This window comes from Massilia sp. Masssp93, from assembly GCF_059491295.1.
In genome coordinates this window covers 605704-620069 of the sequence record NZ_CP168502.1, presented here as the reverse complement: position 1 = coordinate 620069, position 14366 = coordinate 605704, and the positions used below count along the sequence as shown (strand labels likewise).

The following is a 14366-nucleotide window of genomic DNA, read 5'->3' as shown; positions in this document are numbered from 1 at the left end:
GATGGACGGATGAGCACGAAGCTTTCGATTCCGAGAACCCACTAGTATAGCATGCTTGCGGCCCCTGCCGCGTCGCAGCGGGGGAGAAAGCCGAGCATACCGGCGAAATATTGAATGGCGATGACGTGGGGACGGGCCCCATGTGCGCGCGGTGCCGCCGTTTTCAAGCCTGCGGCCGCGCGATCAGCCGTTCCGGCGCCAGCACGCCATACTCCTGCAGGATGGCCGTGCCCAGCAGCTTGCCGTCGTGATACACGCGCACCCTGCCCTGCGTCTCCGGTAACGCGACCGGCTCGCGGTTCAGCGCCAGTCGCTGGCCGTTGAGGAAGCGCGCGGCCAGCTCGGGCGTCAGCTCGACGGGCGGGAAGCTCGACAGCAGCGCATCGACCGGGGCCAGCAGCGACAGCGGATTGTCGTGCGCCTGCAACTGTTCCAGGGTCACCATGCCGGCGACGGTCAGCGCGCCTACCTGGATGCGGCGCAGCGCGTTCAGGTGCGCGCCGCAGCCGAGCGCGGCGCCGATGTCCTCGCCCAGCACGCGCACGTACGTGCCCTTGCTGCAGGTGACGCGGATGGTCAGCATCGGCGCGTCGTACGCCAGCATCGCGAGCTCGTGGATCGTCACGGGACGGGCGTCGCGCTCCAGCACGATGCCTTCGCGCGCGTACTCGTACAACGCCTTGCCGTCGCGCTTGAGCGCCGAATACATGGGCGGCACCTGCATGATCGGGCCGCGGAAGCGCGCCAGCGCCGCTTCGATCTGTTCGACCGTCACGTCGACGGGGCGCGTCTCGACGACGTCGCCTTCGGTATCGCCGGTCGTCGTCGTGATGCCCAGGTGGACGACGGCCTCATACGTCTTGTCGGCTTCCAGCAGGTCTTGCGAAAACTTGGTCGCCTCGCCGAAGCACAGCGGCAGCAGGCCGGTGGCGAACGGGTCCAGCGTGCCGGTGTGGCCAGCCTTCTTCGCATTGACGACGCGCTTGGCCTTGATCAGCGCATCGTTCGACGACAGGCCGACGGGCTTGTCGATGAGCAGCACCCCGTCGACGAGATCGCGGGGCTTTTTCGGGGGCCGTGCGTTCACTCGGAATCCGAATCTTCTTCAGTGTGCGTGCCTTCGACCTCACGACCGGTTTCGGTGTGGCCGGCGTCGCCCACATCATCGTCCTTGGCGCGCGTGGCATTGGCCTGGTCGATCAGGGCCGACATCGCGAGGCCGCGGCTGGTCGAGATGTCGTGCAGGAAATGCAGCTGCGGCAGCGTGTGGATGTGCAGGCGCTTGCCGAGCAGGTTGCGCAGGTAGCCGGACGCCTTCGTCAGCCCTTCCAGCGTCTGCTTGATCTCTTCCGGACTGTCCTTGAGCAGCGTGAAATACACCTTCGCGTGCGCGTAGTCCGGGGTCAGCTTGACTTCGCTGATGGTGACCATGCCGACGCGCGGGTCCTTGAGTTCGAAGGCGATCAGTTCCGACAGGTCTTTCTGGATCTGGTCGGCAACGCGCAAGCCGCGCTGGGGAATGCTTTTGCTGTGTTTTGCCATGTTCTTTTACTGCTGTGTGTTTTCGTTCTGATGCGATGCGGCGCGACGTACAGGATGCGGCGCTACCTACAACACCGACGCTATTTGCACGATGCGGCGCTACTTGCACGATACGGCACAACTTGCATCGTCGTTCCCGCGCAGGCGGGAACCTAATTTGTTCGCGCCGCCACCGGCTTAAAACCTGCCGACATGCACGCAAACTTGGGTCCCCGCCTTCGCGGGGACGACGTTTCAGTTGTTCGTCGAAAGTTCGCCAAAAAACTTGGGGCCAGTCGCCCCGCGCCGCAAGGCGCGAGCTCCTGGCCCCAAATGGTACTCCAATCGTTCGATCGGCCGTGATTACAGCGTACGCGCCACTTCCTGAACTTCGAACACTTCCAGGACGTCGCCGACCTGGATGTCGTTGTAGTTCTTCAGCGACAGACCGCACTCGAGACCGGCACGCACTTCCTTGACGTCGTCCTTGAAGCGCTTGAGCGAGTCGATCTCGCCCGTCCACACGACGATGTTGTTGCGCAGCAGGCGGACCGACGAGGTACGCTTGACGACGCCGTCCGTGACGAGGCAGCCCGCGATCGCGCCGACTTTCGACACGAGGATGACCTGGCGGATTTCCACCTGGCCGGTGACGTGCTCGCGCTTTTCCGGTGCCAGCATGCCCGACAGTGCCGTCTTGATCTCGTCGATCGCATCGTAAATGATGCTGTAGTAACGGATGTCGACGCCGTTGGTCTCGGCCAGCTTGCGCGCCTGGGCGTCGGCACGGGCGTTGAAGCCGATGATGACTGCCTTGGACGCGGTCGCCAGATTGACGTCCGACTCGGTGATGCCGCCGACGGCCGCGTGCACGATCTGCACACGCACTTCCGACGTCGACAGCTTCTGCAGCGAACCGACCAGCGCTTCCTGCGAACCCTGCACGTCCGTCTTGACGATGAGCGGCAGGTTCTTGACTTCGCCTTCGCCCATCTGGTCGAGAATGTTTTCCAGCTTCGCTGCCTGCTGCTTGGCCAGTTTCACGTCGCGGAATTTACCTTGACGGAACAGGGCGATTTCGCGCGCCTTGCGCTCATCGGCCATGACCATGACTTCTTCGCCGGCGCTCGGCACTTCCGTCAGGCCCTGGATCTCGACCGGGAAGGACGGACCGGCTTCGGTCACCGACTTGCCGTTCTCGTCCAGCATCGCACGGACGCGGCCGAAGGACGATCCCGCCAGCACGACGTCGCCGCGCTTCAGCGTACCCGACTGCACCAGGATAGTGGCGACCGGGCCGCGGCCCTTGTCCAGGCGGGCTTCGACCACCAGGCCACGGGCCAGCGATTCCACCGGCGCCTTCAGTTCCAGCACTTCGGCCTGCAGCAGCACGTTTTCCAGCAGGTCGTCGATGCCCTGGCCGGTTTTCGCCGACACCTGGACGAACGGCGACTCGCCACCGTATTCTTCCGGCACGACGCCTTCAGCCACCAGTTCCTGGGTCACACGGTCTGCATTCGCGCCCTGCTTGTCGATCTTGTTGATCGCCACGACCAGGGGAACGCCGGCCGCTTTCGCGTGAGCGATTGCTTCCTTGGTCTGCGGCATCACGCCGTCGTCGGCCGCCACCACGAGGATGACGATGTCGGTCGCCTTGGCACCGCGGGCACGCATGGCGGTGAACGCCTCGTGGCCCGGGGTATCCAGGAAGGTGACCATGCCGCGCGGGGTGTCCACGTGGTAAGCACCGATGTGCTGCGTAATGCCGCCGGCTTCGCCCGCAGCAACCTTGGCGCGGCGGATGTAGTCCAGCAGCGACGTTTTACCGTGGTCGACGTGGCCCATGACAGTCACGACCGGTGCACGCGGCTTGGCCTCGAACTCGTGGTGCTCGCCGTGGTCGGCCAGCAGCGCTTCCGGATCGTCCTCGGCGGCGGCAAAGGCCTTGTGGCCCATTTCTTCCACCACGATCATCGCGGTTTCCTGGTCCAGCACCTGGTTGATGGTGCACATCTGGCCCAGCTTCATCAGCTGCTTGATGACTTCCGATGCCTTGACGGCCATCTTGTGCGCCAGTTCGGCCACGGTGATGGTTTCCGGCACGTGCACGTCGCGCACGATGGCTTCGGTCGGCGCCTGGAAGTTCGATTCGCGATCGTCGTGACCGCCACGACGGCCGCCACGGCCGCCGCCCGCACGCCAGCCGTCACGGCCGGTCGGCGCCGCGTTGCCGCGACCCTTCGTGCCGCTGCTCGGACCGCCGCGCTTCTTGTCGTCCGACCAGGTCGAGGCCACATTGGCCGACTTGATCGATTTCTTGTCGCCCGGCTTGGCGCGTGCACCGGCGTCGGCCGGCTTGGCGTCGGCAGGTTTCGCCGTCGTCGCCGGCTTGTGCAGGGTGCTCGGCTCGGCCGCCTTCGGCTTGGCCGGTGCCGGTTCCGGCGCCTTGATCACGCGGCGCGGCTGGGCCATCATGGCCTTGATCTGCGCCACTTCGTCGGCGACCGCCTTGCGCGCCCGCGCGGTGGCGGCGGCGCGTTCGGCGGCTTCCTTGGCGGCCTCTTCGGCCTTGCGCTTGGATTCCTCGGCAGCTGCCTTCTTGGCTTCGTCGGCCGCGGCACGCTTTGCGTCCTCGGCGGCGCCGGCGGCGCCGGCCGATGCCTGGGCGGCCGCAGCCGCCTTGTCGGCTGCCGCTTCGGCGGCTTCGGCCGCTTCACGCTTGGCGCGCTCTTCGGCATCGCGCTTGGCCTGTTCCTCGGCCGCCTTGGCCTGCGCGGCCTTCTCGGATTCGAGCTTGGCCAGGCGGTCCTGCTTCTCGCGCAGTTCCGCTTCCTGGCGCGCGATCAGTTCGGCCTGGCGGCGCGCGTCCTCTTCGCGACGTGCCTGCTCGGCGGCGTCGACGACCGGTGCCTCCTGGGCGGCCGCTTTCGGCGTGACGAGGTCGTCACGCTGCACGAAGGTGCGCTTCTTACGCACTTCGACCTGGATCGTGCGCGATTTACCACTCGCGTCAGCCTGCTTGATCTCGGAGGTTTCCTTGCGGGTCACCGTGATCTTCTTCTTTTCGCCCGATTCGGCGGCACCGTGGGTACGGCGCAGATGGTTCAGCAGCTTATCCTTATCATCCTTGGACAAGGGATCTGACGTCGAACTTTTATCGACGCCGGCAGAACGCAGCTGCGTCAGCAGCAAATCTGCAGGCATCTTCAGTTCGGTGGCAAATTGGGCTACGTTGTTACTCGCCATTCAGTCCTCTTTTCTATGTGTCGCGAGATGATAAAGAAATTTTCTTGCTTAATAAAGCACGAAGACCGGCGCATGCGCTCCGGTCTGTGCACTTCATTTATGCCTTGGCCGTTTCAACCTGGCTCCAGGCTTTCGCCTGCAGGGCCTTGGCCCGGTCGTCGTACTTGGCGTCGACCAGTTTCATCTCATCGTCGGTCACATCATTAAATTCATTCTTGATCAGTTCACGGGCACGCTCGGTCGGCAGCGCCAGGATGGCGCTGAACTCGTCGTAAGCCAGTCCCGCGAATTGCTCCAGGGTCTTGATGCCGGCCAGACCCAGCTTGCCGGCGGTGGTGCGGTCCATCCCTTCCAGGTTGACCAGCGCCTCGTCCATACCCTCGAGACCTTCTTCGGAAGCGATCGCCTCGGTGACCAGCGCGTCGCGTGCACGGGTACGCAGTTCGTTGACGGTGTCTTCGTCGAACGATTCGATCTCCAGCATTTCGGAGATGGGCACGTATGCGACTTCTTCAAGGCTCGAAAAACCTTCTTCGACCAGGATGCCCGCCACTTCTTCGTCCACATCCAGCTTTTCCATGAACAGCGTGCGCACGGCAGCGGTTTCCTGGGCAGCCTTGTTGGCCGATTCCTCGGCCGTCATGATGTTGATCTTCCAGCCGGTCAGCTCGGACGCCAGGCGTACGTTCTGGCCCGAACGGCCGATCGCGATCGCCAGGTTTTCCTCGTCGACGACGACGTCCATCGCGTGCTTCTCTTCATCCACCATGATCGACGACACGTTGGCCGGAGCCAGCGCGCCGATCACGAACTGGGCCGGATCTTCCGACCACAGCACGATGTCCACGCGCTCGCCGCCCAGCTCGCCGGTCACGGCCTGCACGCGCGAACCGCGCATGCCGACGCAGGTGCCGATCGGATCGATGCGCTTGTCCGTCGTAAAGACAGCGATCTTCGCGCGCACGCCCGGATCGCGGGCGGCCGACTTGATCTGCAGGAGACCCTGCTCGATCTCGGGCACTTCGAGCTCGAACAGCTTCATGATGAATTCCGGTGCCGTGCGCGACAGGATCACCTGCGGCCCGCGCATATTGCGGTCCACGCGCAGGATGTAGGCACGGACGCGGTCGCCGATGCGCAGGTTTTCCTTCGGGATCATCTGGTCGCGCGGCAGGCGTGCTTCGATCTTGCCCGACTCGACGATCGCATCGCCGCGCTCCATGCGCTTGATGGTGCCGGTGACGAGCGCGTCGCCGCGTTCCAGGAAGTCTTGCAGGATCTGCTCGCGCTCGGCGTCGCGGACGCGCTGCAGCACGACCTGCTTGGTATCCTGGGCGAAGCGGCGGCCGAACTCGACCGACTCGATCGGCTCTTCGATGTATTCGTCGACCTCGATGTCCGGAATCTGCTCCTTCGCTTCGAAGTGCAGGATTTCCTGGTCGGGCAGTTGCAGGCCCGCTTCGTCGGGCACGACGTGCCAGCGGCGGAAGGTTTCGAATTCGCCAGTGTCACGGTCGATGGACACGCGAATGTCGACCTCGCCTTCGTAGCGCTTTTTCGTAGCTTGCGCCAGGGCGAACTCAAGCGCCCCGAAGACCACTTCCTTATCGACGTTCTTTTCGCGCGCGAGCGCATCAACCAGTAACAAAATTTCGCGACTCATGCTTTGCGACTCCTAAAATCCACCTTTGGCACAAGGCGTGCCTTGTCCAGTTCGGCCAGCGTAAATTCCAGCATCGCCGGACCGTCCTTGCTTTCAAATTCCAACCCGATCGTCTCGCCTTGCGGGGCATGCAGGATGCCCGTGTAGGTCTTGCGGTTCGCGCTGCCCGGCATCGCGACGCGCAGCTTGACCGTGCATTCGCTGCCGGCAAAGCGTTCGAAGTCGGCCAGGGTGCGCACCGGACGATCCAGTCCGGGCGACGACACTTCCAGGCGCTCGTAGTCGACGTTTTCGACCGTCAACACGTGCGACAACTGGTGGCTCACCGTGGCGCAATCCTCGACCGAGATCGGTCCCTTTTCGTCCGCCACTGCCGCCGGGAAGTCGATAAACACGCGCAGGATGCCTCGCTCCGCCCGTTCGATATCGACGAGTTCGTAGCCCAGTCCGCTGACTGTCGTGGCGATCAAATCAAACAACTGCACAAGTTTCTCCACGGTCCGGTGCCGGACCCTTAAAACGTTTCAACAAAAAAAAAATGGGCAACTGCCCATCTTTTGTATTCCCAACTGGAGCTTGTTCGCCAAAACAATATTGGGAAGCACTCGGGTTAGGCTGCGAATTATAACCCGATACAGGTTTGGCCGCAATCGCCGCACTGCAAAATGAACAGCTATGCAACAGTCTACTCTTTTGATCCGGGCAGCGCTGCGGACGCTCCATTTTCGCGCGGCATGACCTTGCCGGGACGGGCTTGGCGCGCCGTCCCGGGGCGACCGATCAACCGCGGCGGCCGCGTCGCGGCATGCCGTGGTCGCTCACCCGCGGGCCCTGGCCGCGGCGGGCCAGGCCGTTGCCGGGGAAGCCGAACGAGGTCAGCAGCGGGTCCCGCAGGCGCGCGCCCTTGGCGCTGGCGCGGCCTTGTCCGCCCTGCCCGCCTTGTCCACCGGCGGCGCTGCCGCGGCCGCCCTGGCCGCCACGCTTGCCGCCCTGGCCGCCGCCCTGGCCGCCTCGATTGCCGCCGCCCTGCGGCGCGCGGCCGTTCCCGAGGATGCCGGTTTCGCGGCCGGTGCCGACGCGCACCACGGGCGGACCGAACGGATCGACGTTGCGATTGGCGTCGGCGCGATCGATGCGGTTGCCGTTCGAACGGTGATCGTCGGCGTCGTCGGCGCCGCGCGCCTTGCCGACCGGCCCCTGACCCCTGGCCTGGCCCTTGACGGGGCCTTTACCGGTGCCGGCGCCGGCGCCGTTGCTGCCCTTCTTCTCGATGCCGAAGGCGTCGAGGAAGTGGCGCACGTCGTTTTCTTCCAGTTCTTCCCAGCGGCCGCGCTTGAGGCCCGACGGCAGGGTCATGGCGCCGTAGCGGGTACGGATCAGGCGCGACACGGTCAGGCCGACCGCCTCGAACATGCGGCGCACCTCGCGGTTGCGGCCTTCGCCGATCACCACGCGGTACCAGCGATTGACGCCTTCGCCGCCGCCGTCGACGATCTTGGTGAACGACGCCGTGCCGTCGTCCAGCTCGACGCCGGCCAGCAGCTTCTGGCGCATGCCTTCTTCCAGCTCGCCCAGCGTGCGCACGGCGTATTCGCGGTCGATGTTGTAACGCGGGTGCATCAGGCGGTTCGCCAGGTCGCCGGAATTCGTGAACAGCAGCAGGCCCTCGGTGTTGAAGTCGAGGCGGCCCACGGCCAGCCATTTACCGGTCTTCATGGTCGGCAGGCGGTCGAAGACGGACGGACGGCCTTCCGGATCGTCCGCGCTGACGATTTCGCCGGCCGGCTTGTGATACACGAGCACGCGCGGCGGCTTGTTGTTGTTCACGCGGCGCTGCAGCAATTTGCCGTTGATGCGCACGGCGTCCGTCGGCAGGATGCGCTGGCCGATGTGGGCCGGCTCGCCGTTCACCGACACACGGCCGGCGATGATCAGTTCTTCCATGTCGCGGCGCGAACCCAGGCCGGCTTCGGCCAGCACCTTGTGCAATTTGGGGGCGTCGTCCTCGGCGGTCAGGTCGCGGCGGGCCTTGGTCGGCTGGTGCTGGCCACGGCCGCCGTCGTTGGCGTCGAACGCGTCCGACGTGACGAACGAGAACACGGCATCCGCGTCATTGCCCTTGCCACCCTTGCCACCCTTGCCCGGCGAGGCGTTGTTCCTGGCGTTCTTGTTCTTGCCCTGCTGCGGCTTCTGGCCCGGGTTCTGGCCCGGGTTCTGGCCGGCCTGCTGCGGGCCGTTCTGGCCCTGCGCCTGCTGGCCGCGCGGCTGGCCCTGCTGGCCTTTCTTCTGCTGCTTGCCGCCGCGCTGGTCGCGGCGCTGCTCGTTGCGGCCGGTTTCCGCCGGGACGCCATCGACGCCGGCGGGGGCCGCGCCGGCGGCCGGGGCGGCGGTTTGCTCCTCGGCGCGTGCCGGCTGGCGCGCATCGCGCTGCTGGCGCTGCTCGCGCATCTGGCGCGGACCGCGCGGCTTGCGCTGGTTGCCGGCACCGTCGCCTGCCTGGGCGGGCGCGGGTTCGGCGGGCGCAGGCGCGGCGGCGATCGGCGCCGGTGCGGCGGCGACGGGTGCCGATGCAGGCTCGACGGCTGCCGGGGCCACATCGGCGACAGCGACCTTGCGGGCGCGCGGCTTGCGCGTCACCGGTGCGGCTGCAGGTTCGGGGGAAGGCGCGGCGGCTGCAGGCGCGGCGGCGGCCGGGCTGTCGGCGGCGGAAGCGGCTTCGGCCGCCTTCTGGGCCGCGGTCTTGCGCGTGCGCTTCGGTTTGGCCTCGGCCTCGGGCTGCACGGCGTCGGGCGCCACGGCCTCCGCCTTCGGCTTGGCGGTGCGACGCTTCGGCTTCGCGGCCGTCTCCAGTCCTGCCTCGGCAGGGGTCGTCTCGTTCATGTCAGTTGGATTCATCATTCGTTTCTTGGTTTTGCTGACCTGGCGCGACGATCAGTCGTTGGACGCGAGCGCTTGGTCGTGTATCGGGACTTCAACGGGTGAAGTGTCGTCAAATTGTTGCAGGGCCGCTTCCAGCGCCTCCAGGCTGCGCCCGGCGCCGATATCGGCCACCTGCTGCAGCGGCGGCAGCTGGGACAGCGCGGCGAGCCCCAGGTCGTCGAGGAACTGCTTCGTCGTTCCCAGCAGCGCCGGACGCCCGGGCACTTCGCGGTGGCCCACCACATCGATCCAGCCGCGGTCTTCCAGCATCTTGATCGTCTGCGAATTCACCGCCACGCCGCGGATTTCCTCGATGTCGCCGCGCGTCACCGGCTGCCGGTAGGCGATGATGGCCAGGGTTTCCAGCGTCGCGCGCGAATATTTCGGCGGTTTTTCCGGCGCGATCCGGTCCAGGTAAGGCTTCATTTCCGGGCGGCTCTGAAAGCGCCAGCCCGACGCCAGGCTCACGATCTCGATCCCGCGATCCTGCCAATCCTGGCGCAATTCCTCGAGCAGGATCTTGATCGTATCCGACCCGACGCCGGCGCCGATGGGGCGGCCGGCGCTGTCCGCGTCGACGAACAGTTTCTTCATGGCGTGGATCGTCATCGGCTCGCGCGCGCACAGCAAGGCGGTCTCGAGGACCTTCTTGGCCTCATCAGTGTTCATAACGATGTCGTCAGCGGAGTGTGCAACTCTGGATGCCAGAACCATCAAACATAACCCGTTCAACGCGGCCGGCCAGGAGCGCCGGCCAACATTGCCAGCCGCGCGGCCGCCAGGCTGAGACTTCACGCTTTGAAACGGGGTTCCATCGCCCGGCTTGGAATACCGGGCGGGATACCGTGGGGGTTGCGCCCTGCCACGGGGCGGCCCACCGGTAAGTGGTCCGCAAACGGTTGATTTCAAGAGAAACGGGGCTGCCGGCACCATCGGGAGACTGGGCTCTGGAGGCGAGGCTCCTGGCGCGCTGGGCTAAGCGAACGACATCGTTTCTTCCAACTGCCGTTCATTGTACCCGATAAAAGCGGGAAAAGGCATCCCGCACTGCGCAACGCGGCCGCGGCGGCCGGAATTACACGCCGGGCCGGTCCGCCAGGATGGCCGAAACACCGACGAAAGCGGGATATTCGGCCGTGATCACATAGGTCGGCACCTGCGCCAGGTAGCCGACGAAGCGGCCTTTCTGTTCGAACCGGGCGCGGAAGCACGAGGCCGCGAAGCGCTCGCCGAGACGCGGCACGATCCCGCCGCCGATGTAGACGCCGCCCTGGGCGCCCAGCGTGACGGCCAGGTTCCCCGCGATGGTGCCCAGCATGCCGCAGAAGACCTCGATGACCTCGTCGCACAGCGCGCATGCGCCGGCCAGGCCGCGGCGCGTGATCTCGGGCGCATCCAGCGCCTCGGCCGCGACGCCCCGGTGGTGGGCCAGCGCGCGGTAAATGAGTTCCAGGCCGGCACCGGACAGGAAACGCTCGGCCGACACGTGCCCGAATTCGCGCCAGGCAAATTGCAGGATCGCGACTTCGGTCTCGTTGGCGGGCGCAAACGTCACATGGCCGCCTTCGCTGCGCAGCGCGGTCCAGCTCGGCTTTGCGCCGGCCGGCAGGTTCTCCGCGGGAACGAGGCCGGACACACCCAGGCCCGTGCCAGCGCCGAGCAGGCCGATCGGCGTGCCGGCCACCGGCGCGCCGCCGCCCACTTGCCGTTTTTCGGCGTTCGCCAGGTGCGGCAGCGCCATCGCCAGCGCGTAGAAATCGTTGACGACGGCGAGCTCGGCGAAGCCGCATTCCAGGCGCAGCGCCTCGATCGAAAACGCCCAGTGGTGATTGGTCATGCGCACGACATCGCCGACGATGGGATTCGCGATGGCGATCGCGGCATGGCGCACGGCACTGGCGGCGGCCACGGCCGGCAATGCCAGGTAGGCGCGCAGCGCGTCGGCGAGCGTCGCGTAGGCGGCGCAGGGCAGGACTTCGATCGACTCGATCGTGCCGGGCCCGGTTTCCAGCGCAAAACGCGCATTGGTGCCGCCGATATCGGCCAACAGGCGCGGGCTCGCGTGGCGCGCGCTGTCCAGGCGCGGTTCGGTGGACGGATCGACGATGGCAACGGGCGAAACGATCATGGCAGGCCTAAGAAACAGATTCCTCAAGCTTAAGGATTTCTTGGCTGCAGCGCAAGCTTTTATTGTAGTTTAGGTACACAGAACAGCAAATCCGGGGGAATCTGCGTAAAACTCCCCACGGCTGCCGAGTAGTCGAGCTACCAACGTGGAAGTTTGCGAAATGTGCGGAACGGTGGACGGGGCCGCTCAGCCGGCCTTGGGCTTGAGTTCGGCGTCGGCCTGGCCGGCGGCGCAGTGATCGTTCCAGGCGTCCAGGCCGCCGCGCAGGGGGCGCGCACGGTGGAAGCCGTTCCTGATGAATTCCTTGGCGACCTGGGCCGAGGTGACGTCGTTCGGGCAGGAGCAATAAATGACGATGTGGCGCTCCTTGTCGAGCGACGCCATCAGGCGTGCCGGCACGGCGTCGCCATAGACCAGCGCGCCCGGAATGCCCTCTTCCAGCTGGCGCGCGGTGACGCCGCGCGCATCGACGATCAGCGGGTCGTGGCCGGCTTCGAGCAGGTCCTTGAGTTCGTCCATCGTGATGCGCGGCAGGTCGGCCGCGCCGAGGTTGCGCTTGCGCTCGATGTACTTGAACAACACGAACAGCGCGAGCAGGATGCCGATGACCATCAACGCCGTGCTGCCCATGGTCTCGAACCAGGCGATGACGTCGTCCACGCTGCCATGGAACCAGGCGCCGAGGCCCATGCCCACGCCGCTCCACAGCAGGCCGCCGGCGATGGACAGCCAGATGAAGCGGTTCGTCGTCGTGCCCATGGCGCCGGCCAGCGGCGGCGCGATCGTGTTAAAGCCGGGAACGAACTTGGCCACGACGAGGGATTTCGCGCCCCAGCGGCTGAAATTGTCCTCGGTCTGGCTGACGCAGGAGTCGGGCGACAGCGAAATCTTGCACAGCAGGCGCAGGATGCGCTTGCCGTAATGGCGTCCGGCGCGGAACCAGAAGTAATCGCTGATCAGGCAGGCCAGCACCGACACCGCCAGATACAACGGCCAGTTCGCCTTGCCGTCGACGGCCAGCGCGCCGGCGATGATCAGCACCGGAAACGCGGGAATCGGCAGTCCGATCTGTTCGAGCAGGACGGTGCCGAACACGATCAGGACGCCGTAGACGTGTATCAGGTGCGAAAGCTGGGTCATCCCCGTATGGTAGCGGAAAACGCCGGGGTCAGAGCCCGGTTTTGGGCAATTTCCAACATCCGGGCTCTGACCCCGGTATGGCGGCCAGCAGTTGTTGCGTGTAGGGATGCTGCGGATTGCGATAGAGCTCGTCCGCGTCGGCCATTTCGACCACGCTGCCGTGGTGCATCACCATCACACGGTCCGAGATGTATTTCACCACCGACAGATCGTGCGAGATGAAGATGTAGCTCATCCTGTACTCGTCCTGCAGGTCCTGCAGCAGGTTCAGGACCTGGGCCTGCACCGACACGTCGAGCGCCGACACCGATTCGTCGCACACGAGGATCTCCGGCTTCATCGTCAGGCAGCGCGCGATGGCGATGCGCTGGCGCTGGCCGCCGGAGAATTCGTGCGGGTAGCGCTCGAACGCATGCGCCGGGAGCCCGACGCGCTCGAGCAGCTGGCGCGCGTGGGCCGTGCGCTCCGCATCGTTCCTGCCGATGCGGTGGATGCGCATCGGCTCGAGCAGGATCTGGCCGACGGTGAAGCGCGGATTCAGCGACGCGTACGGATTCTGGAACACGATCTGGATGCGCCGTTTGTACGCCTGGAACTCGGCGTCGCTCATCGCCACGAGGTCGCGGCCGTCGAACATGGCGCTGCCGCCGGTGGCGCGGTGCAGGCGCAGCAGCGTGAGGCCGACCGTCGTCTTGCCCGATCCCGATTCGCCGACGACGCCCAGCGTCTTGCCGCGCGGGAGCGTGAACGAGACATCCTTCACGGCCTTGAATTCGCGTTTCCCGAACAGCCCCTCGCGCAGATAAAAGCTCTTGGCGAGCCCGTTCACCACGAGGATGTTCTCGTCGTCCGCCGCATAGCCGCGCGTGCGCTGCGGCAGCGCGGCGCCCGGCTGCGCGCGTCCGCTCATGTAGTCGTCGATGACGGGCAGCCGCACGGGCCGCGCATCCAGCGGCGGCCGGCAGTGCAGCAGCGCCCGCGTGTAGGCGTCGCGCGGGTCGCCCAGCACCTGCGCGGCGTCGCCCTCTTCGCGCACCTCGCCGTGGCGCATGACGATCACGCGGTCGGCGATCTCACCCACTAAGCCCAGGTCGTGCGTGATGAACAGCACGGCCATGCGGCGCCGCTTCTGCAGGGTCGCGATCAGGTCCATGATCTGCTTCTGGATCGTCACGTCGAGCGCCGTCGTCGGCTCGTCCGCGATCAGCAGCCTGGGCTCGCAGGCGATGGCCATCGCGATCATCACGCGCTGCTGCTGGCCGCCCGACATCTGGCTCGGGTAGGCGTCGATCTTGTGCGCCGGATCGGGAATGCCCACTTCGTCCAGCAGTTCGAGCGTGCGCGCGCGCGCCTGGCGCTTGTCCATGCCGAGGTGCAGGCGCAGCACCTCGCCGATCTGGAAGCCGACCGTGAACACGGGGTTCAGCGACGACATCGGTTCCTGGAAGATCATCGCGATGTCCTTGCCGCACAGGCGCCGCCGCTCCCCGACGGAGAGGTCGAGCAGCTCGCGGCCTTCGAAGCGGACCGAGGAACCGGGGTGGATGATCGTGGTATCCGCCGGCAGCAGGCCCATCACGGCGAGCGAGCTGACCGACTTGCCGCTGCCCGATTCGCCGACGAGGGCGACGGTGGCGTCGAGCGGCAGGCTGAACGAGATGCCCTTCACGGCCTCGAACGTGTTCTTCTTGTCGGTCTTGAAGGACACGCGCAGGTCGCGGACTTCGAGGAGGTTCGTGTCGCTCATCA

General features: G+C 66.0%; 9 protein-coding genes and 1 pseudogene. All 10 read right to left on the bottom strand.

Annotation, left to right across the window (positions count from 1 at the left end; genetic code table 11):
• Positions 1–163 precede the first annotated feature (163 nt).
• The 10 genes and pseudogenes from truB to ACEN9Q_RS02685 all read right to left on the bottom strand — a co-directional run bounded on the left by truB (position 164) and on the right by ACEN9Q_RS02685 (position 14364).
• A complete protein-coding gene (gene truB, locus ACEN9Q_RS02730) occupies positions 164–1087 on the bottom strand; it encodes a tRNA pseudouridine(55) synthase TruB (protein ID WP_495627277.1) in 924 nt (307 codons plus the stop codon).
• The gene (gene rbfA / locus ACEN9Q_RS02725) at positions 1084–1542 is read right to left on the bottom strand and encodes a 30S ribosome-binding factor RbfA (RefSeq protein ID WP_056439042.1); all 459 of its coding nucleotides are present in this window, start codon (positions 1540–1542) and stop codon (positions 1084–1086) included. Before rbfA ends, truB begins: the two co-directional genes overlap by 4 nt.
• A gap of 342 nt (positions 1543–1884) precedes the next feature.
• Positions 1885–4767: a translation initiation factor IF-2 gene (gene infB / locus ACEN9Q_RS02720; RefSeq protein ID WP_495627276.1), complete on the bottom strand. Its 2883-nt coding sequence runs from the start codon at positions 4765–4767 to the stop codon at positions 1885–1887.
• 97 nt (positions 4768–4864) lie between these two features.
• Positions 4865–6430: a transcription termination factor NusA gene (gene nusA / locus ACEN9Q_RS02715; protein ID WP_495627275.1), complete on the bottom strand. Its 1566-nt coding sequence runs from the start codon at positions 6428–6430 to the stop codon at positions 4865–4867.
• A complete protein-coding gene (gene rimP, locus ACEN9Q_RS02710; RefSeq protein ID WP_056439034.1) occupies positions 6427–6915 on the bottom strand; it encodes a ribosome maturation factor RimP in 489 nt (162 codons plus the stop codon). Before rimP ends, nusA begins: the two co-directional genes overlap by 4 nt.
• A 295-nt stretch (positions 6916–7210) precedes the next feature.
• Positions 7211–9325 (bottom strand): 23S rRNA pseudouridine(2605) synthase RluB, encoded by a 2115-nt coding sequence (gene rluB, locus ACEN9Q_RS02705; protein WP_495628910.1) that lies wholly within the window; start codon positions 9323–9325, stop codon positions 7211–7213.
• Between the two features lie 99 nt (positions 9326–9424).
• Positions 9425–10018, bottom strand: a pseudogene (gene scpB / locus ACEN9Q_RS02700) (SMC-Scp complex subunit ScpB); the annotation flags it as partial.
• Between the two features lie 406 nt (positions 10019–10424).
• Positions 10425–11477: a glucokinase gene (locus ACEN9Q_RS02695; RefSeq protein ID WP_495627274.1), complete on the bottom strand. Its 1053-nt coding sequence runs from the start codon at positions 11475–11477 to the stop codon at positions 10425–10427.
• 186 nt (positions 11478–11663) lie between these two features.
• Positions 11664–12617, bottom strand: coding sequence for a DedA family protein/thiosulfate sulfurtransferase GlpE (locus ACEN9Q_RS02690; RefSeq protein WP_495627273.1), 954 nt, complete (start codon positions 12615–12617; stop codon positions 11664–11666).
• A gap of 28 nt (positions 12618–12645) precedes the next feature.
• On the bottom strand, positions 12646–14364 hold the full coding sequence (locus ACEN9Q_RS02685; protein WP_082547839.1) for an ABC transporter ATP-binding protein: 1719 nt from the start codon (positions 14362–14364) through the stop codon (positions 12646–12648).
• Between the last annotated feature and the right edge of the window lie 2 nt (positions 14365–14366).